Raw genomic sequence first — 26,884 nt, forward strand, 5'->3', positions numbered from 1 at the left:
TCGTTATTACGATGCTTTATTATTGCACACTCAAACGTTTGACTGCCACACCCTTTTCAGTATGAATTTTCAGTAGATACATACCTTTGGGCAAGCGTTCTATGTTGAAAGTAGCTACACTATTGCGGGTAGTTTGCTCACTTACCATTTGTCCCAAAGGATTGTAAAGCACTAAATGAGCCTCTTGCACCTGAATACCCTTCAAATCTACTACAAAACTACTTTGAGCTGGATTAGGATACAAACCTATTTCACGAGCCAATGGCGTTTCTTCAAGAGCGGTGGGAGTTTTCCTAAATTTGATTTTTCTTGTATTTGAGGCGGCTGTTTCAGTTCCTCTTTTAGCCCTTACTTGATAGATATAACTTGCTTCATCTTCTAAACTTGCATCGTTATCGATATAAGTAGTGGTATTGGGTGGTAGAATAGCAATATCCACTGTTGAAGAAACAGGTTGCCCCTCCTTACGGCGAGAAAGTATAAAATTTTCTTCATCAGCAGAGTTATCATTCCAACGCAAATCTATGCGGTCTTGTGCAAAAAAGTTCGGATTATCACCTTCTTGATTGGTTACAATTAAGTTGGTAGGAGCTTGTAAAGGTGCTTGACGAACATAAATAAGCATTTCAGAAACATCAGTTTTGGTGCCATTGCTTACCGTGAGCCTTACTTTGTATGTACCCACGTTATTGAAAGTAACCACAGGAGGATTTGCCGCAGAAGCCGATGTAGCTGTATAAGTAGCAGGTGAAGCACCTCCCAAGCCATCTACATCAAAATTCCAATTCCAAGAAGTAATAGCAGGCTCGGTACCTGTTACGCCTGACCTATCCGTAAAATTCACTTGCAGACCTTGTACCCCTGCAATTATATTTGCCGAAAAAATAGAAAATAGTGTATTTCCGATGAGTTCTTTACGGCGAGGAGAGTTGAGAAGCACTATTCTCATTCTATCTACTTGCTGACGTGTAAACATATTTTTGCAATTATCAGCAGAGTAGTCCATATAGTTCTCAATTTGGTCGGGCATATTTTGTCCCCAGATTTCATCAATGGTAGAACAAGTATTTTTGCTCAACAGCGAAGAGCAAGAAGTCAGCGAAGTTGAACCATTTTGCCAAGGGGTATCCGTGCAATAATCATCAGCAGAGCAATTGCCATCGCCCCAACTATGACGCAAACCAAGCCAATGACCTATTTCGTGCGTAGTAGTACGCCCTCGGTCGGTATTAGGTGCAACAGGAGCTGTAATAAAGGGACCCGCTGGATAAGGCGTGCCATCAGCTTGATAATTTGAACCAAAAGCTCTATAATCCATTACAACGCCATCTGTATTGCTTGCCTGAGGGCTGGTAGGCATACCGGGCAAACCCGAACCATCAGGAAATTGAGCAAAACCCAAAAGCCCCGAACTACCAAAATTTACCACCCACATATTCAAATATACATTCGGATTCCATATAGTGGCAGGTTTTAGGGTGCTATTACAGGTATTCATACTCCAAGTTGTAATCCCAAAAGTTGTCTGCCCGTTAATTCGTCTGACACCCGGTTCAGCCAACGGATTACCCAAAGGGTCTTGTGTGGCGGGTTCAAATTCTAAATCAGGGAAAGCCCCCGCTACGGTCTGAAAGAAACTCCGAGTTTGAGAAGCATCAGCATTGGTTCGCTGAAAATCTTCATTCAATACCCTAATTTGTGAAATGGCTTGTGCATAAGGAATATTTTCGCTTCCATTGGCAATAGTAGCCTGACTGGTCTGATAAACTACGTGAATAATGACTTTTATTTTGTAAGGACCTCCCCCCAAACGACCATTAGATATTTTTACAGGCTGAGAAAGATGCCCACCACCCATTTTAGATTTAAGCCAATTTTCAAAATCTTCTATTGTACCGAAGCTATCAGGATACTGCTCTCGTAACTGACGCTCAAAAATATGAGAGCCACAAGGTTCTTGTTGTGCCGTTGCAACAAAACTTGTAAGCAGAAACAGCAAAGAAAAAAAGAAGTTTTTTAGCATAAAATCAGAAAAGGTTTGATTAAAATATAAAAGCACGTAAATCTAAAAAATTTACGTGCCTTCAAAAAAACTATTCCATTATTGTACGCTCAAACGTTTGACCGCCACGCCCTTTTCAGTATGAATTTTCAGTAGATACATACCTTTGGGCAAGCGTTCTATGTTGAAAGTAGCTACACTATTGCGGGTAGTTTGCTCACTTACCATTTGCCCCAAAGGACTGTAAAGCACTAAACGAGCCTCTTGTACCTGAATACCCTTCAAATCTACTACAAAACTACTTTGAGCTGGGTTAGGGTACAAGCCTATTTCACGAGCCAATGGCGTTTCATCAAGAGATAAAACAGCAGATTTTCTAAATTTGATTTTTCTAGTGTTCGATGAAGCTGTTTCTGTACCCCGAGTAGCTCTTACTTGGTAAATATAATCTACATTATCTTCCAAAGAAGCGTCATTATCACTGTAAGTAGTAGTGTTAGCTGGAAGTGTAGCTATATCTACGGTAGAAGATACGGGGGCACCATCTCTTCTACGAGATACTATAAAACTATTTTCATTAGGGGAGTTATCATTCCATTGAAGATCTACTCTATCTGTTGCATAGAAATTAGGACTTGTTCCCTCCTGATTAGTTACAATTAAGTTGGTAGGGGCTTGTAAAGGTGGCTGACGAACATAAATAAGCATTTCAGAAACATCAGTTTTAGAACCATTGCTCACTGTAAGTCTTACCTTATATGTACCCACATTATTGAAAGTAACCAAAGGAGGATTTGCCGCAGAAGCCGAAGTAGCTGTATAAGTAGCAGGTGAAGCTCCTCCCAAACCATCTACATCAAAATTCCAGTTCCAAGAAGTAATAGCGGGTTCTGTACCTGTTACGCCCGACCTATTGGTAAAAGTAACTTGCAAGGGAGAAAGCCCACCAATAACATTCGCAGAGAAAATTGAAAATAAAGTATTTCCAATAAGTTCTTTGCGACGAGGGGAATTGAGAAGCACTATTCTCACTCTATCTATCTGTTGACGGGTAAACATATTCATACACACATCAGCAGAGTAATCCATATAGTTTTCAATTTGGTCGGGCATATTTTGTCCCCAAGGTTCATCTATTGTAGAACAAGTGTTGCGAGTTTGTGAAGAAGCACAATTGCTTGTAAGTGGAGAATCTCCATTTTGCCAAGGTGTATCCGAACAGAAATCATCAGCGGAGCAATTTCCATCGCCCCAACTATGACGCAAGCCAAGCCAGTGTCCGATTTCGTGGGTAGCAGTACGACCTCTATCAGTACCAGCCGCTAACGGAGAAGTAATATAAGGACCTGCGGGGTCTGGATTACCGTTTGCTAAATAATTAGAACCAAAACTTCTAAAATTGATAACAACGCCATCTGTATTGCTAGGCTGAGTTCCTGTAGGCATACCAGGCAAGCCAGAACCTTCTGGAAATTGTGCATAGCCAAATAATCCAGAGTTTGTAAATCTAACACACCATATGTTAAGATAAACATTCGGATTCCATATAGTATTTGGTTTTAATATAGTTTCAATATTTCCTCCTGATCCTTCATTCCAACTTGTAACCCCCCAAGTAGTCTGTCCATTGATACGGCGTACCCCCGGCTCTGCCAATGGGTTATTAGAGGGGTCGTGTGTGGCAGGCTCAAACTCTAAATCAGGGAAAGCCCCCGCCACAGTTTGAAAAATGCTTCTAGTTTGCGAAGCATCTGCATTGGTACGCTGAAAGTCCTCATTTAGTACCCTAATCTGAGACATTGCCTGTGCATAAGGAATATTCTCACTGCCATTGGCAATAGTCGCTTGGCTGGTCTGATAAATTACGTGGATAATCACTTTGATTTTGTAAGGTCCTCCCCCTAATCTGCCATTCGGCATTTTTACAGGTTGAGAAAGATACCCATCGCCCATTTTAGATTTGAGCCAACTTTCAAAACTTTCCACAGTACCAAAATTTCCCGGATACTGCTCTCGCAACTGTTGTTCATAAATATGAGACCAACATTTCTCCTGTGCCATTGAGAACGGAATTCCTATTGTACCCCAAAAAAATAGGAGCGAAAGTAATTTTTTCAACATACGTACTAAATTTAATTTGGTGAAAAATAGTGAAAAAAAGCCTTGTAGATATTGCCATCTACAAGGCAAAAGTTAGCAATATTACTGCACACTCAAACGTTTTACAGCTACACCTTTTTCGGTGTAAATTTTCAGTAGATACATACCTTTGGGTAAGCGTTCTACACTAAAAGTAGCTTCGCTACTGCGGGTAGTTTGCTCGCTTACTATTTGTCCTAATGAGCTATAAAGTACCAAGCGAGCTTCTTGCACCTGAATACCTTTCAAATCTACTATAAAGCTATTTTGAGCAGGATTAGGATACAAGCCTATTTCACGAGCCAGCGGGGTTTCATCAAGAGCCGTAACTCTTTCAAGAATAATAGAACCTGTTACAGAGCCTTCCAAAGTGCCTTTTACAGCTTTTACACGATAGTTATATCTTTGTCCTGATTCAATAGCATTGTTATTCGCAAAATTATCGTTGTAGGTAGTGCTATTGGCAGGTAAGGTAGCAATTACAGCAAAGGCACTATTAGGTTCAGTATTTTTTTTGCGTTCAATAACATAGTTGTCCTCGCTATTAGAATTATCATTCCATTTCAATTTGGCAACATCAACAGATTTAGCATTAGGACCAGGATTTACTACATCTAAAAACTGCAAAGCACTTGGAGCACGTAACCCTATATTAATATTTATGACATTACTTTGAGCCGTATTGCTTCCATTGCTAATAGTAAGGCGTACTTTGTAAGTTCCTACCTTATTAAAAGTAACCGCAGGTGGAGTAGCCCCACTAAAAGTAGCAGGAGAAACGCCTCCTAAACCATCTACATCAAAATTCCAAGAATAGCTTGTAGGGTTGGGCACTCCTTCTGCCTGACTTAATTGATAAAAATTAATATTATCACCTTCTATGATTTGAGTTCTACTGCCGTAAATACTAACATATAAACCTGTAGGGCGAGTAGGAGCAACTGCAGCAATATTAGCAGGAGTTGTAAGTGAGGCTCTATTAGGTGAGTTATCCATTACTGCTTCCATACGAGCTACTTGTTGTAAAGAAAACATTCCCATACAAGCATCCGAAGAGTAATCCATATAATTTTCTCGTTGGTCTGGAACATCTGTATTACTATATTCCGTTTCCAATGTTGTACAAGTATTTGGAGATGAGCAAGCACCAATAGGACTGGAACCACTCTGGTCAGGAGTATCTGTGCAATAATCATCGTGGTTTGCATTACCACAACCACTCACATCGCCCCATATATGACGCAAACCAAGCCAATGCCCTACTTCGTGAGTAGCAGTTCTACCTTTATCGCAATTAGAACAAATCAGGTTTGATGCAGATACGTAAGGTGTAGAAAGAGGATTACCCATTGCATCATAATTTGAGCCTGTAGCTCTCCAATTCAAAACTACCCCATCGGTATTATCCGCACCAGGAGTAGTTCCCCACGCTGGAGATATACTTGGGAATTGAGCATAACCAAAAAGTCCCATATCATCGCCTCCACTAAACTTTACAACCCAAATATTAAAGTATTTTTGTGGATCCCAATACGTTTGAGGTTTTAAGATAGAATTGCATTCTGTTCTGCTCCAACTTTCTTTATTAAACCGAGCTTCGCCATTGATACGTTCTACACCTGGTTCAACAAGCCAATTTCCATTGGGATCTTTGGTGGCAGGAACAAAAGTAATGTCCATAGAACCTGCTTTAGGCTGGAAAACAGCACGTACAACCGTTGAAAAATCAGGATTTGTTTTTTGGTAATCCTCATTAAGTACTCTTATTTGCGAAGCCGCTTGACCATAAGGAATATTGGGCGAGTTATTAGATACTGCTATTGATGCGTTATTATAGATAACATGAATAATAACAGGCACAGTGTAAGGTCCCGTTCTTGCGGCATTTCCAAAACGTTTCCTTTCTGCAATTTTTTCAGCTAACCAAGTTTCAAATTGTTCTTTTGTTCCAAATTGTTGTGGATACTTTTCTCGCAACTCTTGCTCCTCGATATGCGAGGCACACTTCTCTTGTGCCATTGCCCAATGCAAACCCCACAAGGCAATGAATGTTAGTAGTAGTTTTTTCATAAGGTCTTTTGCGTTTTGATTATTTCACAAATTTAAGCATTTTTTGGATAAAAACAAGATGTTTTTCATAATTTTTAGAATTTTGTTTGGCTTTTCTGAAATTTCAGCAATATTTGTATGCCATCTTGCGTAAGAAACAAAAAGAAGGAAACAGAATTTTAGATAATTGATGCCATAGCCAAAAATGAGCGATAAAGTCCTTAAAATCTTAACTCCAAACATTAATTTTTTGAACGCCAATAGTTACAATTTTTGAAATTTTCGCTTTCTCAATCCCTGAATTTATTTTAATCCTTGTACAAAATTATGATGCACTGCTTTATTCATCAATATTATCTGCAAATCACTGAGAAAGAGTTGAACTATACCAACTTTCAGAATATTATTGATTTGAGCCAAATCAATTTGAGCAATGCATTGCTCAAAGGTTTAAGCGGCAATGTGCTAATGCTCAATGCCAATGCCGACCTGTTTTATCAAATCATTGTATTTTTAGATAGGCAAGAAAATACTTCTATCCGAAAAATTTCCTTTGTGGTAGAAAGTAAAAAAGTGTTCAAAAAACATTTAAGCAAGCATTTTGAAGTCATCAAGGCTTCGGGGGGCGTGGTGATCTATGATGATAAAATTTTAATGATTTTCAGGCGTGGTAAATGGGATTTGCCCAAAGGCAAAATAGATGAAGGCGAAAAAGCTAAAATCGCCGCTATCCGCGAAGTAGCAGAAGAGTGTAATCTGCAAACCCAAATTCAAAAAAAACTTTGCACCACTTGGCATCATTACTGGATGGGAGGCAAAATGGTTATTAAAAAAACCAAATGGTACATAATGACCACCTCCAACCCCAACCAAGCCCACCCCCAAGCCGAAGAAGATATTGAGCAAATCCTTTGGGTTTCTCCCAACGAAACTGAAAATCTACTTTCCAACAGCTTTCCTTCCATTGAGTTTGTCATCAATCAGTTTATTAGCCAAAACCAAACAAAAACTTCTTAGTTTTCTTACATCAACAGCAATGTAGCACGAAATTTGCTGATTACTTGGTATGTTTGGATTGCTTCTTTTAGAAAAAACTATCCTTCAAACCTTACATTTTGAACACTGAAAATATTTTTGAACATCTGAATTTGAAACAATGAAAAATTATTTTGTAAAAGCTATTGTACTGCTCGGAATATTGATTTTTTCAGCTGATATGCTTTTTGCCCAATCCAGAGGTATAGAAGCTCGCAAGGAAATGAATGAAGCCGAAAGTTTTCTCAAACAAGGTGATGCCCGCAATCTGGCACGTTATTTCAACGAAACCATAGAAATCAACATTGAAGGTAAAAAGCAAAATTATAGTCGTACCCAAGCCGAATTTGTGGTAAAAGATTTTTTCAGCAAAAATCCACCTATTCCCGAGAGTTTTGAAAGCTACCACCGAGGGCAATCAGCAGGCTTGAGTTATTCTATCGTAAAATATGCCTCCTCCAATGGCAACTATCGTGTTTTTCTGAAAATTAAAACTTCTCCGCAAGGTAGAAATATCATAGATGCTCTTGATTTTATCCGAGAATAAATTTGCATAGGCTCTTGGTTTTACTTATTTTGCAAACCTTCAAAAGCCTTCGGTTTAGCTATGAATTTTCAGAAAGCAAAAGTAAGAGTTTCTCTTGCCATTTTCGCACTATTTTCCCTAATAGCTCTCACTTTTTGGTGGTGGAAAAGCCAAGCTGAGCAAGATAGCTTTGCTCCCAAGCCCAAAGGCTACAATCGTATTCTACTGCCCCCAAACGACTATCGCCCTCTGCCTGATAGCTTCCCTTACGCTTTTGAATATTCCAAAGAAGCTATTATTCGTCCTGATAGCTCGCACTTAGCAGAACGCTACTGGATACATATCATTTACCCCAAACTTGGCAAGTCCGAAATTCAAATCACTTACAAAAATATCAGTGATAATCCTACAAAAAAACTTGCCGAACTCATTGATGACTCGCATCGCCTTGCCGCCAAACATCTTTACCGAGCTGAAGCCCTCAAATACTATGAGTACAAAAATGCTCAAAACTTACCTGTACTTGCCATTGGTTTTGAAGGCGAAATACCCAGCCATTTACAATTTTACACTACCGATTCGGTAAAACATTTCTTACGAGCCGCTATTTATTTTCGCACTGCCAACGATAACGACTCTCTTGCTCCCGTTATTGATTTTGTCAAGAGAGATATGCTCCGAATGATTGCCACACAAAAGTTCAAATAAGCGAATTTTCTTACCTAAAATTGTATTTTTCCTTGAAAAATTTTAGCTTTGTATTTGCAAATTTTTTAACTTATGACAACTTCGCAATCCTCTATCCAAGAAATTCTTGCCCAACTGGGTATAAAATCTGAAAATCCTGCGTATAGCACAGGTTTGGAATGGGCAAAAATAGGTAATAGAACCAAAAAAACAATCTACTCTCCTATTGATGATGAGCCTATTGCCAGTGTAGAATTGGCAACTCCACAAGATTACGAAATCGTTGTACAAAAAGCCCAAGAGGCTTTCAAGATATGGCAAAAAATACCTGCTCCTAAACGCGGCGAAATTGTAAGGCAAATTGGTGATAAATTGCGTGCTTACAAAGAGCCTTTGGGCAAACTGGTTACCTATGAAATGGGTAAAATTTTGCAGGAAGGTTTGGGCGAGGTGCAAGAAATGATAGATATATGCGATTTTGCCGTAGGTCTTTCTCGTCAGCTTTATGGACTTACAATGCACTCGGAGCGTCCTATGCATCGTATGTACGAGCAGTGGCACCCGCTTGGCATTGTGGGTATCATTTCTGCCTTTAATTTTCCGGTGGCGGTGTGGTCTTGGAATGCAATGATTGCCGCAGTTTGCGGAGATGTATGTGTATGGAAACCCTCAGAAAAAGTACCTCTTACGGCAATTGCTTGCCAAAATATCATTGCTGATGTACTTCGTGCCAATAATCTGCCCGAAGGTGTGTTTAGTCTTATTTTGGGCGATGCTTCTATCGGTGAATTGATGAGCAACGACCGCCGCTTGCCACTCATTTCTGCGACAGGCTCTACCCGAATGGGTAAAAAAGTAGGCGAGGCTGTTGCCAAACGTTTAGGCAAAAGCATTTTGGAACTGGGTGGAAACAATGCAATCATTATTACCGAAAATGCAAATTTAGAAATGGCTATTCGGGCGGTGCTGTTTGGAGCAGTAGGCACCGCAGGGCAAAGATGTACCACTACTCGCCGCCTGATAGTACACGAAAAAGTATATGAAGAAGTAAAAAATCGTTTGGCTAAAATTTATCCTACTCTACCCATCGGCAATCCACTGGATAGCAAAACTTTGGTAGGTCCGCTTATAGATAAAGACGCTGTACAGAACTTTCTGAATGCTTTGCAAAAAGTACAAGCCGAAGGCGGAAAACTTATTGTAGGCGGTCAGGTGCTTGAAGGCAAAGGCAATTATGTAAAACCTGCCATTGTGGAAGTGGAAAACCATTACGAAATGGTGCAAGAAGAAACTTTTGCCCCTATTTTATATCTTATCAAATATCAAGGCAATGTTGAAAATGCCATAGCTATTCAGAATGATGTAAAACAAGGGCTTTCCTCTGCTATTTTCACTACCAATTTGCTGGAAGCAGAAACCTTCCTTTCTTGTGCAGGTTCGGATTGTGGTATTGCCAATGTGAATATTGGTACTTCGGGAGCAGAAATTGGAGGGGCTTTTGGGGGTGAAAAAGAAACAGGAGGAGGCAGAGAATCGGGTTCTGATGCTTGGAAAGCCTATATGCGTAGGCAAACCAATACTATCAATTATAGTACCGAACTGCCTTTGGCACAAGGTATCAAATTTGATTTTTAGCAAAAAATTTGTTTATTCAAACCTTTTTTATACATTTGCTTGCAAGCACCTTAAATCAACATACAACCTATGGCTACGCAAAAACCCTACAAAGCGATTATGCTCATTGATGATAATGAGATAGATAACCTGATAAACCAAAAAATTATTGAGGCGGCTAATATTTGCGACTATATTTTTACGCATACAGGAGGGAAAAGTGCTATTGAATTTTTGCGTAACATTGAAAAAATCGCACCTATTACAGGAAATCAGGGTTTGCCCGAACTCATTTTCTTGGATATTGATATGCCACTTATGGATGGCTTTCAATTTCTTGATGAATTTGAAACCCTAAGCCCTACTACCAAAGAATACTGCAAAATAGTAATGCTCACTTCCTCTATCAATCCACAAGATATGAGCAAATCTAAAAAGTATCAGTATGTAAAAAAATACCTCAACAAGCCACTTTCACCTGAAAGTCTGAAAAGTTTGAATGTCTGATACCACAAAGTTCAAGGCTGATATGCTTTGAACTTTGTGTTTGGGGCAAAATGAATAAAACTATGAAAGCATTGTATTGTATTGTGTTGTGTTGCTCTTTGGCTTTCGTAGCTAATGCCCAAAACGTTCAAATTTTGAAGCAACCTGCCAGCATTGCTATTCTTAAATTATCCCAACTCAATTCTGATTTTCGCGAAGTAAATCTCAATATTACCCCCGACGGCAAATATTTGTTTTTTATGTCCTCTCGTGGCGAAATGCCTTGGACTAACTCCCGTTACACTCGTTTCAAGGGTAAATGGGAAGCCGATGGCGATATTTGGTATTCTGAAAGAGCAGGTAAAACTTGGCAAAGCCCCAAGTGCCTAAGCGAAGATATCAATACCAGCTCGGGCGAAGACGAACCCAATGTATCGCCTGACGGCAAAACCGTGTATTTTCAGAGTTGGAGCAGTTGGCAAAGAAACGGCGGTCCTTACTACAAAGCTGATAGAGTTGGCAATAATCATTGGGTAAATGTAAAAGGTTTGGGAGGAGGGATTACCTCTTTTTTCAAAGATAGAGAGGATAAAGGCTTGGAACTTGCCACAGACGGAATGACTATCTCGCCTGACGGAAAAACAATGGTAGTTGCCGTAGGCAAATACGATGGCAATATGGATTTGTTCGTTAGTTTTTTCAAAAATGGGTTTTGGACTTACCCCAAAAAATTATCCATTTCCACACCTCTCGATGAACGCTCTCCCTTCATTGCCGCCGATGGCGAAACTTTGTATTTTGCTTCCAGTGGCTACAAAGGTTTTGGCGGTTTGGATATCTACAAAGTAAATCTCAACGATTTGCTGGCAGGCAAAAATCCTACCATTTACAATGTGGGTTCTCCTTTCAATACTGCCCAAGATGATTACGGCTTCATAGTTACTTCTGACGGCAAAGAGGTGTATTTTATTCGTGATAGCGATATTTATATGGCTGATATTAGCAAATCGCCCCCCGAAATGAAGCCCAATTACACTTTCATTATCAAAGGTATTGTACGCAATGCCCGTACCAAAGCCCCTTTGCGTAGAGAAATCAATTTTTATGAAAATAAAACTAACTTTGCTACCGAATGGAGCAAAGCAGGTACAGGCGAATTGATGATAATTGTCAAAAAGAAAATAGGAGATTTTGAAGCAACTTTCGGCGGTGATAGTAATTTTAAGAGCTTCAAGAAAACTTTTCAGCCCAATCCCAGCAAAAATGTTATTGAAGTTATCATTGACCTTGAACCTATTGATAAACCCACGAATCTTACTACTACCAATACACCTCCCAAAAAACAAAAAGATATAGAACTTTTACGCAAGCAAGAGGAAGAAAGAAAAAAGAGAGAGGAAGAAAAACGCAAAAAACGAGAAGATGAAAAACGCAGAAATATGGAGGCGGCTTGCCGAATGTAAATTTTTGGTAAAAGTTTGGTAAAAAGAATAAAAATCCCTACATTTGCGGTTCAAAATTCGGAAGGCAATGACAAAAATCAAACATTTTGAAGAAAAGGCTAAAAAGAAAGCCCAAGAACAAGCCGAAAATCCTCCCGTAGAATTTACCGAAGTAAAAGAAAGCGAGGTAAGTCCTGAAATTATTTGGAATAAATCAGAGGATTTCTTGAAAAGAAATCAAAAAGGTATTCTTATCATTTTAGTAGGTATTTTGGTGGGAGTTGGAGCGTATTTTGGTTGGCGTTATTATATTGGAGAGCAAGAAGAATCCGCTTCTGCCGAGTTATTCCCCGCCGAGCAGTTTTTTAGAAATGATTCTCTTTCCTTAGTTTTGAAAGGGCAAAAAAAACCGGGAGGAATTTATTGGTCTGCTCTCAAAGTCGCCAAAGAGTATTCCCTTACAAAATCTGCTGATTTGGCACATTTTTATTCAGGAATAGCCTATTTGCGAGAAGGAAAGTTCAAAGAAGCTATCAAAGAATTGGAAAGTTTCAGTTCCTCTGATAAAATTATTCAGGGAAGAGCCTATGCCTTGCTTGGCGATGCTCATATGGAGCTAAACCAACTGGATAATGCTATCAATTACTATCGCAAAGCCGCAAACTATTACACCAATCAGTTTTATTCGCCTATGTATTTGAGCAAATTGGCTTTGGCTTACGAGCTGAAAAACGACTATAAAAATGCTATTGCGGTGTATGAAGAAATCATCAAAGAACATTACAATTCTCAAGAACGTCCTAATGCCCAAAAGTACAAAGCACGCTTGGAAGCAATGATGTCAAAATAAAACTTACCTAAAACATATTCACAAAAAGCGAGAAAATTTCTCGCTTTTTTTATTGAAAAGCACCAAAAGCCCTCGTTTTATAGGCAAGGGCTTGGTTTTTGTAAGTTTTTTTGCTTATTCAAAAATACATTTGATAGCTCAAAATCTTGTTTCCTGCCTATTTGTTTTTTCTTATTTTTTATCTTTCTCTTTTTTCAAATCTTTGGGACTTGGAGGCAGTTTTTCGTCTTTTACGCGAGGTTCTTCTTCCAAACTTGGTGGGAAACCATTGAGTTGTCGCCAGATTTCATACCAAATAGGTACATCACGAAGCATAAACCAGCCATACACACCTGTACCTATACGCAATTGGTTAGGCCAAGGCTTATCAGCCTTATCGGGTATGATAAGCACACGATATTTGTTATCTTTGGTATTTACGTAATCAATCACTGCAACCTCTCCACCAAAAGTACCAATGCTCACAGCAGGCCAGCCCGAAAACTGCAAGGCAGGGAAACCATCAAATTCTAAACGAACTTTTGTACCTTTGGTGAGCAATGGCAAATCCATTGCTTTTACATACAATTCTACGGCTTTCTGAGGCTGTGCAGGTTGAATAGTAACGACTGCTTCACCTTCTTTCACCTGCTCGCCAATACCTGCTCGTAAGGCTTTCACAATATAGCCTGATTGCGGAGCTAAAATAAAATAGCGTTGGTTACGAATATTGATGCTGGCAAGTTTATTTTGCTTTTCGGCAAGCTCGCCTTTGGAATTGGCAAGATAAGACTGATAGTAGCTTTTTTCAGCTTCGGCTTTCTGTATTTTACCGAGATAGTCTGCGTAAATATTATTGTAGTCGGCTATACTTTGGTAGAGTTCATCTTTGCTGGCAAGTAATTTGTTTTTGGCAGATTGAAACTTATTAACTTTTTCTTGGTACGAAGCCTCTCGCTTCAAAAAATTGTTTTGAGCGATAACACCTGTTTTCACCATTTCCACCGCATTTTTGTATTGTTGTTCTTCTAGCTCTAATTGTACTTTGGCGTTGTAGAGTTCAATACTATCAATAGCTACTTTGTTGCGGTTTTGGTCAATTTTGGCTTTGGCTTTTTCCAGACTTGCCGCTTGTGCCTGCCTGAAAGCCGCAATTTGGTTTTCTATGGCAATAATATTTCTCTGGGTAGCCTCAATACTTTCTCCTTTGGCAAGCACTTGCTCTTCCAAACGTTTTGAAAGTTCGGGGTCAAAGTATTCGGTTTTTACTTCCTCCAAAATCAGAATGGTATCGCCTTGTGCTACAAACTGCCCTTCCTGAATTTTCCATTCTTTAATCTGCCCTGCAATGACGGCAACTACATCTTGGGGGCGGTCTTGGGGAGCAAAAGCAGTTACTCTACCCCCTCCACGAACGTTTTGTTGCCAAGGCAAAAACATACAAAAAAGAATGAAAATCAGTATGCCAATAATCCAGTAGGTAAGTATTCTTGCACTTTTGGGAGTTTGTACCAAACGCAAAGAATATACTTTCTTTTCAACCTCTTTGGCATTGATAGTTTCGTTTGAAATTCTCAGCATAACCTCCTTTTTGCTTTTCAACTATAAAGAAACGTAAAAAGTTTGAATTTGCCAAGAAAATCTTATTTTTTACGATAAGGTTTTTGCCCCACTACGTTGCCTGCGGGTTCGTAGTTGCATACCCAGATTTCCTCATCTCCGCAATAGGCTACACCACAACCCACTTTTTTAGTATTTTCCCAAATAAGTTGTGTATAATGCCCACATTTGCTCCAATGTCCGTTACATTCCAATTTTTCAAAATTGAAGTATTGCTTTTCTGCCGCCCAAGCATCAACCGCTTTTTGTGGCGAAGAACGCTTTGAACCCTTGTACCAATAGATATTTTCGCCATATTGATTGGTGCTATGCTCCATTTCACAACCCCTTTTTTTGAGTTCGTCTGCCCATTTTTGAGCTACTTTGGCAAGTTCATTAGACCATCGGAGCGGCGGCAAGCCCAATTCTGCTCGCCAATAGTTGTGCCTTTCTGTTATGCCTTTCATCACATTAGGCTCTCGGTCATCTTGCAAAACCGCAGGAAAGCGATAACTCATCAGTAGCAACAAGCAAAGGAAAAGAGCTGAAAACGAAAAAATTAGTAAATTTTTCATAAGCATATCTTTTTAACAAAAATTTCACTATTTTCGCAAGTAACAAAATCAGTACCAAAATGACAAATACTCTTTCTTTTTTTCAAAAACGAGATTTGGGCGAAGTTATTGGCTTTACATTCAAATTTATAGGCAAAAACTTTTTCCATTTTTTTACAACTATCCTCATTACCCATTTACCCTTCGTTGCTCTGATTTATTGGTTTGTAAATGTGCTTTTTACCACCAACTTTTTGGTGAATTTCTTTACGGTGGTTATGCCAAACCCTGTTCAACTTTTTACAACCATATTTATTTTGGGTTTCATCGCTTTACTGGCGTATGCGTATAGCATAAGCATTTTTCTGAATTATTACCTTTTGAGCGAAAGCAATCCCGAGAAAAAACCAAGTATCATAGAGGTATTGCAAGCTACGTTCCAAAATTATTACAAAGTTTTTGTTACTTACGCTGTTTATGGTTTGCTTTTTTTGCTTTTAATGATACTGACCACCTTTCTCAATTTTGCTCTTGTACAGTTAGGGGGTATCCTTTATATTATATTCAACTTGTTTTTTTACATTTTCACCATTTTTATTGGCAATAGCTTTGCTCTGATTGGGGCAATAAGTATAAAAGAACAAGAAGCAGGAATAGCGGCTCTTAGAAAATCTTGGAATTTAGTGAGGGGGTACTGGTGGCAAACCTTTGGTATTCGTGTAATTGTAGGAGTTTTGGCATATCTTATTTTTTATGTGCTGATGTATATTTTAGGTTTATTTTTTGTAGGGAACTCTTGGGATATTTTTTCTACGGCACTACGCAATACAAGTGCCAATGAGCAAGCAATGTTTCTGGTATTATCCTTTACAATCCTTTTTTTCTTGTTTTATTTAGTTTTTTCAATGCTATTAGAAACCGCCGCTTTCGCTCAATATGGTAACCTTTCCGAGCAGAAGTATGGCTCTACAACGCTTGCTGAAAAGGCTACGCATTTGGGCAAACAGCAAAATGAAAGTGATGAAGAAGAATTTTAGTTTCCCTGTATTAGCATAAAAAATGAATTCTCAAAACAGCCTCTTTGAGCAAAATAAGACAATTCGTTTTTTGTCTGATTTCCTAAAAAGCCATTTTTGGCACTTCTTGCTTGTGCTTTTGTTTTCACATCTGCCCATTTTGCTCTACTTATTTGGCTTTTTTGAGTTTATTATTGCCCCTTTCAAACTTAGAGTGATTCATTTTTTTAGTTTTTTTCCTGTTCAAATAGATTACGGCAATCACTCCATTTGGATTCTTATTTTTTACGTTACGAGTTTGCTACTTTATGCGTATAGCAGAAGTATTTTTACAAGTTTCTTTTTCGCAAAAACTCAAAAACTTAGACTCAATGATTGGTTAGAAGCTGTTATCAAGAGCTTTCCCCGATTTGTAGCAACCTATACGCTTTATGCTTTTATTATCATTGTTTTATTTGCCCTAAATATTTGGCTCGTCAGAGAGTTTGAAGTACACCCTTATTGGGCTGATGCTTATTTTTTATTAACCATCGCCATTCTAATATTCTTGAACATAAAATTATCGTTGATTGACTTTGTGATATTCAACGATAAATTCGCTGTTTGGAAAGCTATGGGTAGGTCTTGGTATCTGACAAAGGGTTATTTCCTACAAATATTTCTATGGAAAGCTATAATTGCGACTATATGCTTTTTTATTTTATTCTCCTCTATATTTGTATGGGAAATGCTTTCAGGCAGAAATATATCCAGTGAATTGGGAACAACCTATTTAGGCTTTGGCTCGGTGGAAATGATAAAAGATATAAGTCGCTATCTGACAATTACTTTTTTTATTTTCTACATCTGCTATTCTATCTTAATGGAAACCGCAATGTTTGCTCAATATAACCAACTTTCTCAAAAGAAATTCGGAGCAAGTCTTTTTGCTGAAAAAGCCTCACAACTGGGCAAAAAAGAGCAAGAAAACGATGAGGAAAACTTTTAGCAAGGCTACCTCAAAAATCTTTCAAATCTTGCAACTCTTTGGCGAAGCCTCCTGAAAGTATCGGGAAACGACACCAAGTTTTTGGGTCAAGATTTTTGTCGTCCAAGTGAAAACTGGGAGCATAACGCTCTCTTTTCCATTGATTTCTGCACCAAAGTTTGAAAAACTTATCAATCCATATTTTAAGTTGTGAGCGTTCAATTTGTGGGTGCTTTTGCTCCAAAAACAGCAAACACTCCACAGGCGAACGCTTATCGCGAATGGCAAGTTCTTCAATATCGTCTAAAATATGATAAGGCATCAAATCGCCTTCATCGGTTTGTTTGTGTTCTTTGGGGCGAAGCTCGGCAGTCGGTTGCTGTTCATTTATGTAATGCAATGCAGAAATTTTATACTTCCCTTCTACGCCTTCTTTTTCAAGCCAGCGAAGCCACTGACGCAAATAATCTTTATCAATACCTGCAATAGGCGAAAGCCCTCCCGAAGTATCGCCGTCCATTGTTGCATAGCCTACGGCGGCTTCGGAGCGATTGGAAGTAGCAAGCAGTAAAGCATTTTTCAGATTTGCAAAAAACCAAATACCCGGTGCCCTTACACGTGCCTGAATATTTTGCAGAGCTACATCATCAGTTTGCCAAGATAGCTTTCTTCCAATAGCTTCCTCTACAATTCGGTGGTATTCCTTAACAATCTTATCAATGTTGAGATGATGAAATTCTACATTCAGAGCTTGGGCTAATTTTTGAGCGGCATTGAAAGTAACTTCTCCACTATTTTCGGTAGCTTGGTAAGCAGTAGTAATTAGTTTTTGGGCAATTTCATCAGCATTTTGGCAGTTCTGAATTTCTTTGAAATAGGCAAGTTTTTGTAAAAAACCTTCCAAGCCAAGTTCTTGTATGCCAAAATCAATCAGCATACGGCAAAGGCAAGTAATTGCCGAAGAATCGGCACCGCCGCTCAAAGAAATAACAAAGCCGCGAGAATAACTTTTCCGCATATAATCAAAAAGCCCCAGCATCATAGCTCGTGTAAATTCTTCTTCTTTGATGTGCCTGCTATGCTCCCAAATAGCCTCTTGTGGCTGATTGGCTTCGGGCAAAATTTCAGGAAAATCAAAATCTGTTTCTACGCAATTTCCGCCATCTTCAATGGCATCAAAGCTGTGCATCTGAATTTGCGAAAGACGCGTAAGGTTCAAATCAATAATGGCAGAAGTAACATCAAAATCCTTGAAAGAAAGCCTTTCGCCAATAGCCAGTAGTGTGCCATTGTTGGCAATCAGGGCACCACCATCGTAAATGGCTCTACCTGCTTCGTTTCCCAAAAGATTTGCATACACATAGCTTACCCCAAAAGCCCTTGAACCCTCTAAAACAAAACGTTTGCGAACCTCTAATTTGCCAAAAGCAAAATGACTGGCACTCGGATTGAGAATAAGGTCTATACCATAATGATACAAAGCCCTGCCCGGGCGATTGGCTACCCAAGCATCTTCGCAGATTTCAAAACCTATTTTTACACCTCCTACATTAAAATACAAATCGCCCACTTTGTATTCTTTTCCTGCAATATTGATAAAAGCAAAGCCCTTTTGCGTCCAAGCTGTAAACCAACGTGGCTCGTAATGAATACCATTGCCCGCCAAAAACTTTTTGGCTACAAAACCTAAAATTTCACCATTGGCAACCAAAGCGGCACAATTGAATAGTTTGTTTTGCACAAGCAAAGGCAAACCCACCGAAACCACCATATTTTTGGTGTAAGGCACAATTTTTTGCAAATACTCTACTGCTTTTTCGTGGGTATTGTTGGCGTAGAAGGCATCTTCGCAGCCGTAGCCTGTTATGCAGAGTTCGGGCAGGCACAAAATGCTGACTTTCTCTTTGCGAGCTTGCTCAATAGCTCCTATAATATGCTGAAAATTTCTTTCCCAATCTAAGGGGGTTTGGTTCAAAACTGCCGCACCTACTCTGATAAGACGTAACATTGATGTAATTTTTTAGGTTAATTCTTCTGCGTTGGTGGCATAAAAAATAAGAAACAGGATACTTTTAGAAAATTAGCAAACAATCAAATCATCAAGTTAGATTTGGCAAATCCCAAGCCCATTTCCTTAGCTTTTTCGTAAATCGGCTCGCCCAAATGCCCAAGCCCCGTAACATCGGACATACAATCTTCTAAAATCACCATTTTACGAGCCAGTTTTGGGGCAAATTCCATTGCTTGCCAGAGGCTTGTTGCTACACAATGAGATTTTGCCTCGCCTGCCACAAAAATTTTATCATATTGAGCGAGTTTATCCAAAAGTGCTTGATTGAGCTGTGTTTCGGGGATATTTTCATCAGGTATTTGTGCCGCAAAAATACCAAAATGCTCACTATAAGGATATTCCCCCTTGTGAATAGCCTCATAGTTCTTGCCTGTGGCTTTACACCAAGCCAGCACTGCTTGCATTATTTTTTCATCAATAGAAGCCCCCAAAGAACCAATAAGACAATGCGGAGGCCAAATAAAGTGTGTAAATTTCCCTTGTGCTTCTAATTTTTCAAGGTATTCAAGGCTTTTTTCAGGCTGAAAGCGAGCTTTCCACTTACCATTTTTCACCTCTTCGGCTTTGATAGGTGTAAAAGGAGCGGGAGCTTTCTTTTGGGTATCTTCCCAAAAAGCGGGGTGAGCAATATCATTCCATACGTGGTTGTCTATGCTCAAAAAAATTTGCTGAATTTGAAAAATATTATTCTGAATAAACTTGGCAAGGCGTTCCATATCTTTATCTGCTCCTTGCACGTACAAAGCCCCTTTGGGATTACAAAAATCGTATTGGGCATCAATGATGAGCAGAGCGTTTTTGGGCATATCATTAGGTGTTTTTCAAAGGTATGCTTTTTGCTCAAAAAAAGCAAAATTTTTATCAAGGAACTTTTTATATTTGAAAAGTGTTTTTTCATTGCCCAGTTTGAAGATAAATATATCAAAAAGTTTTTTCACCTTTATCTAAAAACAAATGGCAAAAACCTACAAGTTTAGAGAAATACTAAAAATCATACAAAATGATGGTTGGTATCTCACAAGACAAAAAGGAAGTCATCAGCAATACAAACACCCAAATAAAAAAGGACTCGTAACCATAGCTGGAAAGCCAAACGACGATATACCACAAGGGACACTCAATAGTATACTAAAACAAGCTAAAATAGATTTAGACGACACAATAGAGTAAGACTGAAATATACAAAGTATATCGGGATTAGGATAAAAAGGATAAAATTGATAGATTGACATATAAAGCCTCAACTGGGCAATAAAATTCAGATGTATATGAACGCTAAATATCTCGTAATTTTTGAAAAAAATCCGAATGGCGGTTATGGTGCTTATGTACCTGATTTGCCCGGCTGTGCCGCAGTTGGAGAAACTTACACAGAGGTAGCAGAACTTATTGAAGAGGCAATTAAGTTTCATATTGAAGGGCTACTGGAAGAAGGTTTAGAAATTCCTGAACCCACCTCTATTGAAATTAAATTGGTAGAAATATAAAAGACGCCCTTGCAAGGCGTCTTTCTTCATATTAGCGAGGTTTAGTATTCGTATTGGGTTTGGTATTTGGATTCGTGTTGGGAGTGGTATTGTTGGGCTTGGTATTTTGCTGATTGGCAGGAGCAGGCGTAATACCTAATTTTTTGAGGACTAAAACCGAAACATCAAGCGAAGTATCTTCGGGTTCAAAAAGCAAAACTTCCTTGCGAAGTACATACGTAAAGCCATTTTCTTTGGCAACTTCTTTGAGCGTTTTTTCTAACTTTTCATTGATAGGAGCAAGCAATTTGCTTTGTTTTTGCATAATATCGTTTTCGGCTTTTTGCTGAAACTCTTGCAATTGTTGCTGACCTGTTTCAATTTCCTTGGCGAGAGCTTCGCGTGTAGGTGCAGGCATTTTTTCGCCTTCTTTTACATATCTTTCATATTTGGCACGCAACTCTGTTTCTCGGGCTTGAAGGTCTTTTTGAAGCTTTTCAGTGTAGGCTTTCAGGTCGGCATCGGCGGCTTTGGCTTCGGGGAGCTGAGAAAGCACGTAGGCATAATCAAAATAGCCAATTTTTACAGGATTTTGAGCAAAAGTAGCAGAAGCCCAAAATAGTGTAAGTACCAACACACCAATTCGTAGATTTTTCATTGTAATTTAAGTTTTTAGGTTCAAAAAAATTTACTTGTTTCCTTTATTTTTCTTGGGGTTATCTTCTTTATCCCCCAACCCCAATTCTTCTAAAACGTAATCTGTATAATCGTGAGTGGGTTCAAGATAGATAATCACAAAATCGCTGGATTTATCAAAAATAGCTTGTAATTTTTGCTTTTTCGCAACTTTTTCCACTGCCTTGTTAAGTTCCTCTCGTACAGGATTGATAAGTTCTTGCTTTTTGAGATAAATAAGCCCCTCATAGCCAAAAGTGCGTTGTTGTAGTTCTTCTGCCTCTTTGCGTTTGGCTTCAATTTTCTTTTTTCGGTCGCGTTTCATATCATCGGTGAGCAGGAGTTCTTCAGCAATATATTTCTGCTCCATATCACGCAATTCGGCGAACTTTTTATCTACTTCTTGTTGGGCTCTTTGGGCAAAATTATCCAGTTCTTGTTGTGCCTTTTTGTAAGAAGGCATTTTTTTTAGGATAAAGTTGGCATCAATAAAGCCATATTTCTGTGCAAAAATGCCAAAAGTATTTCCAAAAAACAATAAACTGACGAAAATAAGTTGTTTCATTCTCTTGCTATCTGATTTGCTGACCAATCGTGAAAGTAAAGTTTTGGAAGCCTTGTCCTGCGGGCAAACCTTCAATTTGGTCAAAGCCGCGTCCCCAGTCCAAGCCAATCATACCGAAAGCAGGCATCAAGAATCTCACACCAATACCCGCCGAACGATACATCTTGAAGGGGTTGAACCGCTCAAAACCGAGCCAGTTATTGCCTGCCTCATAAAAGCCAAGCACAAAAACCGTAGCGGCAGGGTTCAAACTCACAGGGTAACGCAATTCCAAGACATATTTGGCAAATACCGTGCCATCTACAAAAGTACGACGACGAGGGTCCAAGGGACGTACAGCATTATCTTCGTAGCCTCGCAAGCCAATGACATCACGCCCAATGATAAAGTTTTGTCCTGCTAAGCCGCCACCACCAAGCGTAAATCTTTCAAAAGGAACAAGTCCTTTGGCACTGCGATACGCATCTAAAAATCCGAAATGTATGCGAGAAGCGAGTACCAATTTGCCTACCAAGGGCGTGTAAAAAGCTCCGTCAAACATCAACTTGTAGTATTCCAACCACTTGAAACGCTCTGCGGGTGTTTGATTTTGATAAAACTCGTCAGGTTTATTGCTAAAAAGCGAATAAGGTGGCGTAACCGATAAATTCAATGAAAGCATTGAGCCTGTACGTGGGAAGGTAGGGTTATCAATGCTATTCCGAGAAAGATTGGTACTTAATACCACAGAATTGGCATAGCCCGATGCAAAGCCATCATCAATGGTATAATTTTGGAAATCGTAATACTGAAACGAAAGCGAGTTGCTAAGTGTAAAATAATCATCAGGAATACGCAGACGCTTGCCCAAACTCACCCCTGTATTAAACATTTTCAGATAGCCCGTTCTTTCGTTGGAAATATTGAAACGATTTACTCCCAAATTCAGATTAGAGAGTGTGGCAAATACCGTAAAATTATTGGGTTTTTTGCCACCAAGCCAAGGTTCGGTAAAAGAAATAGAGTAGGTCTGAAATGCCCTACCATTGGCTTGAGCACGAATAGAAAGTCTTTGAGCATCGCCTACGGGTACAGGTCGCCAGTTAGAAAGTTTGCCTGCTTTGCGTATAGAAAAATTATTGAAAGAAACGCCCAAAGTTCCCACAAAACCAAAACCTGCCCCCCAACCACCAGACATTTCAAGCATATCGCTGGGTTTCTCTTCTACATTGTAGATAATATCCACAGTACCTGCCTCCTGATTGGGAATAGGACGGGGGTCAATTTTTTCGGGGTCTAACATTCCGAGCTGTCCAAGAGCCTGCGTAGTACGAATAATATCTCTACGGCTAAATTTCATTCCCGGTTTGGTACGAATTTCACGTAAAATCACTTTATCGCTGGTTTTGGTATTGCCATTTACGATAACCTTATCAATGGTAGCTTGCGGACCTTCGTAGATACGCATTTCTACATCTATAGAATCGCCTTCAATGGTTTTTTCAATAGGGGTTACACGGAAAAATAAATGCCCATCGTCCATATACAAAGAGGTAATATCCTCTTCGGTAAGGCTGAAATTGAGTTTTTTCTCCAAGGTTTCAGGGTCATAGACATCTCCCTTCTTGATATTGAGGATTTTAGATAGTTGCTCATCAGTGTATTTGATATTTCCCTCCCAAGTAATGTTTCGGAAATAATACTTTCTGCCTTCCTCAATTTGCATACGAATATTCATTCGGTTGTGGGAAACAAAATAGGCAGTATCAAACACTATACGGGCATCGCGATAGCCATTTTTGTTGTACATTCGCAAAATGCGTTCTTTGTCTTCCTCAAATTTTTTCACAATATACTTGGACGAGTGGAAAATACGGAAAGGTGTTCTTTCCTTGATTTTCATTTTTTTACGAATTTTCTTTTCGGAAAAAGCCGTATTACCCTCAGTAATAATATCTTTCACCTTGCTTTTTTTGCCTGTTTGCACTTTGGCGGTAATAATAATAGCATTTTTGAGCAAAGTATCAGGCTTTTGCAGAATTTCTACTTGGGTGGCGAAAAAGCCTTTTTCGGCAAAATGCTTGCGGATAGTTTCTTTGATATTTTTCAAAAGTACATCAGAAGCTACTTTACCCTTGTACTCTTTGGTTTTATCTTCCAAATTATTTTTTTGCCCTTTGCGAATACCCTCAAAAAAGATACGCGAAACTTTGGGACGCTCCTCCAAATGAATATTTAGGAAAATGGTTTTTCCCTCAATTTTAGTAACAGAAACATCAACATTCCCGAAAAGTCCTTGTTTCCAAAGTTTTTTAATGGCATAGCCAATTTCGGTACCGGGCACACGTATTTTATCGCCTACACGCAAACCTGAAAGATTGATAATAGCGTTTTGGTCTAAAAATTTGATACCACTCGTAGTAATACCTCCGATAATGTACTCATTTTCATCTTGGGCTTGGGCATATTGCCAAGCCAGAAAGGGCATTAACATAAGGACAAAAAGCAACTTTTTCATAGTTAAGCAAATGTTTTATTTTTCTTTTTTTCAGTTTGAATTTGCTCACTGGTTTTCCCGAATCTTCTTTCTCTTTGCTGAAAGCTGGCAATCGCTTCGTAAAGGTCTTTTTTGCGAAAATCGGGCCAGAGTGTTTGGGTAATGTAAATTTCGGTATAAGCAAGTTGCCAAAGCAAAAAGTTACTAATTCTAAATTCGCCGCTGGTGCGTATCATTAGTTCGGGTTCGGGAATGCCACTCGTGCTTAAATGGGCTTCTATGGTTTGAGCATTGATTTCGGCGGCTTTGAGTTCGCCTTTTTCTACTTTTTGGGCAATTTGCCTCACTGCTTGCTCAATATCCCACCTACCACTATAACTCAAAGCTAAAATAAGCGTAAGTCCTGTATTTTGGGCGGTTATCTCAATGGCTTCTCGCAATTCTTTCTGACAAATACTGGGTAGTTGCTCAGTAGCACCAATCGTAAGCAGACGAATGTTATTTTTCTGCAAAGTATCTGTTTCTTTTCTAATCGTAGAAACCAAAAGTTTCATCAAAGCATCAACTTCTTTACGAGGGCGACTCCAATTTTCAGTAGAAAAAGCGTATAAAGTGAGATACTTCACCCCTAATTCGGCACAAGTTTCGGTAGTTTCTCGTACCGATTGGATAGCGTTCTTATGTCCGAAAACTCGCATAGCACCCTTTTGCTTTGCCCATCTGCCATTGCCGTCCATAATAATAGCAATATGCTTGGGTAAATGCTCTTTATTTATTTCTTGCATAATCTTACCTTACAAAAATCTGACCCTACAACAACTTTCAAGGTTGCAAATGTAAGAAAGATTTTTGGAAAAACATAGATTGCATTGGTAAATTCACCCCAAGGAAGCTCTCAAATTTTCATTTCGTTTTAGGATTTTATTCCAAAAAAACTTATCTTTCGTCTAAATTCCCAAGTTGTATGCACTCCTCTGGAACTCAAATTTTTAGCACCTTATTGGTTGTAACTTTGCTTCTGCTCTTGGTTTTTGCCGCTTTGCGTTGGATAGCCCTCCCTGTAGGCGATTTCTTGGATTGGGTTATTGGGATTGCGGGCTTTTGGTGGCTTACGCTTATCACTACGGTACCCTGGAATATGCACTTCAAAGCCCGTGAGGTGCTTGCCGATATACAAAACTACAAAGAAAAAAATGAGGCAATCAGTGCCGCCGATGTAAGCTATGCCCGCAAGATAGCCCGTAATTATCTGATAGTTGCCATAGCTTTACATTTGCTTTCGGCTTTGGGCTTGTATTTGCTTTCGTACTATAAAATAACGCCTTTGGGCTATTGGGGAGCGGCTTTTGCATTGTTGCTTACGGGTTTGCGTCCTGCGGTGCGGCTTGTAGAGTATATCCATTATCGGCTCAATGCTATTTCTATGGATATACGCTACCCCAAACAAGATGTGCAAAAACTCATTGACGATGTAAATATCCTAAAAAATGAGGTAGCAACCCTGAATGAAACCTTACAGAACGATAATCCGAACTCTTGGCTTTCGCAGAAAAATGCTCAAATGGAGCGAATAGAAAAAACCATTTATGCGATGGAAAAGCAAATCTACAACTACCGAATGGAGCAGGAAAAATCTTTTGAGCAAATGCGAAGCCAAATGGAGCAAAAAATTTCACAACTATCCGAAGACGCCAAGTTTCTTTCGCAAGTACGCGATTTGATACGCTTTATCAAAAATGCTTAAAATTTAGCTTGTTGTTGCTTGGCAAGTTGTTCGGCTACGATTGCAAGCCCTTCCTGAAAAGAATGTGGCTCGTAGCCTAATATCTTTCTTGCCTTCTCTATAACAAACCCTGTACGAGGGGGTCTGCGAGCAGGCTGGGTAAAAGTAGTAGAATCTGCTCGCTCAATAAGTGTTTTATCCAAACCAAAAAAATCGGCAGTAGCCAATGCCATTTGGTAGGGCGTAAGTAAATCCTTACCCGAAATATTGAATATGCCTGTGGCTTGCTTTTGAGCTATCAAGAAACAGCCTTTTGCTAAATCCTCGGCAAGGGTAGGGGTTCGCCATTGGTCATCAACTACTTTTATTTTCTTGCCTTCTTCCAAAGATTTTTTCACCCACAAAATAATATTGCTTCGGCTCATATCTTGAGCAATACCATACACGAGCACGGTGCGAGCTATTGCCCATTGCAAAGAGCTACTTTGTAAGATTTTTTCAGCCTCCCATTTGCTATTGCCATAAAAGCTAATAGGATTGGGTTGTGCTTCCTCGTCATAAGGTCCTGCTGTGCCGTCAAAAATAAAATCCGTAGAGAGATGAATGAAAAAAGTGTTGTATTTTTCGGCGGCTTGTGCCAAATATTGCACTGCCTTTACATTTTGAAGCAAGCAATTTTCGTGGTCTTTTTCACAATCATCAACTTGTGTCATTGCGGCAGTATGAATGAGCAAATGAGGCTGATAGCGAGTAAAAACCTCCTGAATTTGCTCAGGATTGGTTATATCCATTGAAGCAAATTCAAAAGGTTTATCCAAAAGTACTCTATTTTGCCCACGAGCCGTTGCTACCAAACGAAACTCCTTTTGCGAGGCTAAAAGATGAATAAGTTTTTGCCCTAATAGTCCATTTGAGCCTGTAACGAGGATAGTTTTCAAGTGGTATTTTAGTTTAGGTTTAATC

Annotated in this window: 24 protein-coding genes; 12 read left to right on the forward strand and 12 right to left on the reverse strand. The window is 39.2% G+C overall.

Features of this window, described 5'->3' with window-relative positions; genetic code table 11:
- Positions 1 to 19: 19 nt before the first annotated feature.
- The 3 genes from ACWITO_RS00690 to ACWITO_RS00700 form a co-directional block, all read right to left on the reverse strand.
- Positions 20 to 2,023 (reverse strand): M43 family zinc metalloprotease, encoded by a 2,004-nt coding sequence (locus ACWITO_RS00690; protein ID WP_448528083.1) that lies wholly within the window; start codon positions 2,021 to 2,023, stop codon positions 20 to 22.
- A 78-nt stretch (positions 2,024 to 2,101) separates the two neighbouring features.
- On the reverse strand, positions 2,102 to 4,123 hold the full coding sequence (locus ACWITO_RS00695; protein WP_448528084.1) for a T9SS type A sorting domain-containing protein: 2,022 nt from the start codon (positions 4,121 to 4,123) through the stop codon (positions 2,102 to 2,104).
- Positions 4,124 to 4,204: 81 nt separating this feature from the next.
- Positions 4,205 to 6,211, reverse strand: coding sequence for a T9SS type A sorting domain-containing protein (locus tag ACWITO_RS00700; protein ID WP_448528085.1), 2,007 nt, complete (start codon positions 6,209 to 6,211; stop codon positions 4,205 to 4,207).
- 306 nt (positions 6,212 to 6,517) lie between these two features.
- Here ACWITO_RS00700 and ACWITO_RS00705 point away from each other — a divergent pair, with 306 nt between their 5' ends.
- The 7 genes from ACWITO_RS00705 to ACWITO_RS00735 all read left to right on the forward strand — a co-directional run bounded on the left by ACWITO_RS00705 (position 6,518) and on the right by ACWITO_RS00735 (position 12,830).
- Positions 6,518 to 7,207, forward strand: coding sequence for an NUDIX hydrolase (locus ACWITO_RS00705; protein WP_448528086.1), 690 nt, complete (start codon positions 6,518 to 6,520; stop codon positions 7,205 to 7,207).
- Between the two features lie 139 nt (positions 7,208 to 7,346).
- Entirely contained in the window at positions 7,347 to 7,772 is a 426-nt protein-coding gene (locus ACWITO_RS00710) for a DUF4783 domain-containing protein (protein ID WP_448528087.1), read from the forward strand.
- 60 nt (positions 7,773 to 7,832) lie between these two features.
- Positions 7,833 to 8,459, forward strand: coding sequence for a gliding motility lipoprotein GldD (gene gldD, locus ACWITO_RS00715; protein WP_448528088.1), 627 nt, complete (start codon positions 7,833 to 7,835; stop codon positions 8,457 to 8,459).
- Positions 8,460 to 8,531: 72 nt separating this feature from the next.
- Positions 8,532 to 10,073 carry an L-piperidine-6-carboxylate dehydrogenase gene (gene amaB / locus ACWITO_RS00720; RefSeq protein ID WP_448528089.1) on the forward strand — a complete coding sequence of 514 codons (1,542 nt, stop codon included), beginning with the start codon at positions 8,532 to 8,534 and terminating at the stop codon, positions 10,071 to 10,073.
- 69 nt (positions 10,074 to 10,142) lie between these two features.
- Complete coding sequence (locus ACWITO_RS00725; protein ID WP_448528090.1) at positions 10,143 to 10,559, forward strand: response regulator; 417 nt, start codon at positions 10,143 to 10,145, stop codon at positions 10,557 to 10,559.
- A 62-nt stretch (positions 10,560 to 10,621) separates the two neighbouring features.
- On the forward strand, positions 10,622 to 12,001 hold the full coding sequence (locus ACWITO_RS00730) for a TolB family protein (RefSeq protein ID WP_448528091.1): 1,380 nt from the start codon (positions 10,622 to 10,624) through the stop codon (positions 11,999 to 12,001).
- 67 nt (positions 12,002 to 12,068) lie between these two features.
- Positions 12,069 to 12,830, forward strand: a complete 762-nt coding sequence (locus tag ACWITO_RS00735; protein ID WP_448528092.1) for a tetratricopeptide repeat protein — start codon at positions 12,069 to 12,071, stop codon at positions 12,828 to 12,830.
- 171 nt (positions 12,831 to 13,001) lie between these two features.
- Here the strand turns inward: ACWITO_RS00735 and ACWITO_RS00740 are convergent, their stop codons facing one another.
- Positions 13,002 to 14,390, reverse strand: a complete 1,389-nt coding sequence (locus ACWITO_RS00740; protein ID WP_448528093.1) for an HlyD family secretion protein — start codon at positions 14,388 to 14,390, stop codon at positions 13,002 to 13,004.
- Between the two features lie 62 nt (positions 14,391 to 14,452).
- Positions 14,453 to 14,983 (reverse strand): CAP domain-containing protein, encoded by a 531-nt coding sequence (locus ACWITO_RS00745; RefSeq protein ID WP_448528094.1) that lies wholly within the window; start codon positions 14,981 to 14,983, stop codon positions 14,453 to 14,455.
- Positions 14,984 to 15,042: 59 nt separating this feature from the next.
- On the opposite strand from ACWITO_RS00745, the gene ACWITO_RS00750 reads away from it, so the two are divergent.
- Both ACWITO_RS00750 and ACWITO_RS00755 read left to right on the forward strand, forming a co-directional pair.
- A complete protein-coding gene (locus tag ACWITO_RS00750; protein WP_448528095.1) occupies positions 15,043 to 15,999 on the forward strand; it encodes a hypothetical protein in 957 nt (318 codons plus the stop codon).
- Positions 16,000 to 16,021: 22 nt separating this feature from the next.
- Positions 16,022 to 16,966 (forward strand): hypothetical protein, encoded by a 945-nt coding sequence (locus tag ACWITO_RS00755; RefSeq protein WP_448528096.1) that lies wholly within the window; start codon positions 16,022 to 16,024, stop codon positions 16,964 to 16,966.
- 10 nt (positions 16,967 to 16,976) lie between these two features.
- Here the strand turns inward: ACWITO_RS00755 and nadE are convergent, their stop codons facing one another.
- Positions 16,977 to 18,953: an NAD(+) synthase gene (gene nadE, locus ACWITO_RS00760; protein WP_448528097.1), complete on the reverse strand. Its 1,977-nt coding sequence runs from the start codon at positions 18,951 to 18,953 to the stop codon at positions 16,977 to 16,979.
- A gap of 83 nt (positions 18,954 to 19,036) precedes the next feature.
- Entirely contained in the window at positions 19,037 to 19,822 is a 786-nt protein-coding gene (locus tag ACWITO_RS00765) for a nicotinamidase (protein WP_448528098.1), read from the reverse strand.
- Between the two features lie 148 nt (positions 19,823 to 19,970).
- Between ACWITO_RS00765 and ACWITO_RS00770 the strand changes: the two genes are divergently transcribed.
- Both ACWITO_RS00770 and ACWITO_RS00775 read left to right on the forward strand, forming a co-directional pair.
- Positions 19,971 to 20,186 carry a type II toxin-antitoxin system HicA family toxin gene (locus tag ACWITO_RS00770; RefSeq protein WP_448528099.1) on the forward strand — a complete coding sequence of 72 codons (216 nt, stop codon included), beginning with the start codon at positions 19,971 to 19,973 and terminating at the stop codon, positions 20,184 to 20,186.
- Positions 20,187 to 20,284: 98 nt separating this feature from the next.
- The gene (locus ACWITO_RS00775; RefSeq protein ID WP_448528100.1) at positions 20,285 to 20,503 is read left to right on the forward strand and encodes a type II toxin-antitoxin system HicB family antitoxin; all 219 of its coding nucleotides are present in this window, start codon (positions 20,285 to 20,287) and stop codon (positions 20,501 to 20,503) included.
- A 31-nt stretch (positions 20,504 to 20,534) separates the two neighbouring features.
- On the opposite strand, the gene ACWITO_RS00780 is transcribed toward ACWITO_RS00775, so the two are convergent.
- Genes ACWITO_RS00780 through ACWITO_RS00795 form a run of 4 tightly spaced genes read right to left on the reverse strand, consistent with a single transcriptional unit; the run spans position 20,535 to position 24,983 of the window.
- Positions 20,535 to 21,140, reverse strand: a complete 606-nt coding sequence (locus tag ACWITO_RS00780) for an OmpH family outer membrane protein (protein ID WP_448528101.1) — start codon at positions 21,138 to 21,140, stop codon at positions 20,535 to 20,537.
- 30 nt (positions 21,141 to 21,170) lie between these two features.
- On the reverse strand, positions 21,171 to 21,722 hold the full coding sequence (locus ACWITO_RS00785; RefSeq protein WP_448528102.1) for an OmpH family outer membrane protein: 552 nt from the start codon (positions 21,720 to 21,722) through the stop codon (positions 21,171 to 21,173).
- Positions 21,723 to 21,729: 7 nt separating this feature from the next.
- A complete protein-coding gene (bamA, locus tag ACWITO_RS00790) occupies positions 21,730 to 24,219 on the reverse strand; it encodes an outer membrane protein assembly factor BamA (protein ID WP_448528103.1) in 2,490 nt (829 codons plus the stop codon).
- 2 nt (positions 24,220 to 24,221) lie between these two features.
- Entirely contained in the window at positions 24,222 to 24,983 is a 762-nt protein-coding gene (locus tag ACWITO_RS00795; RefSeq protein ID WP_448528104.1) for an isoprenyl transferase, read from the reverse strand.
- Positions 24,984 to 25,162: 179 nt separating this feature from the next.
- Here ACWITO_RS00795 and ACWITO_RS00800 point away from each other — a divergent pair, with 179 nt between their 5' ends.
- On the forward strand, positions 25,163 to 25,942 hold the full coding sequence (locus ACWITO_RS00800; RefSeq protein WP_448528105.1) for a hypothetical protein: 780 nt from the start codon (positions 25,163 to 25,165) through the stop codon (positions 25,940 to 25,942).
- Here ACWITO_RS00800 and ACWITO_RS00805 read toward each other — a convergent pair.
- Complete coding sequence (locus ACWITO_RS00805) at positions 25,939 to 26,859, reverse strand: SDR family oxidoreductase (RefSeq protein WP_448528106.1); 921 nt, start codon at positions 26,857 to 26,859, stop codon at positions 25,939 to 25,941. The genes ACWITO_RS00800 and ACWITO_RS00805 overlap by 4 nt on opposite strands.
- Positions 26,860 to 26,884 lie beyond the last annotated feature (25 nt).

Source organism: Raineya sp., assembly GCF_053497555.1.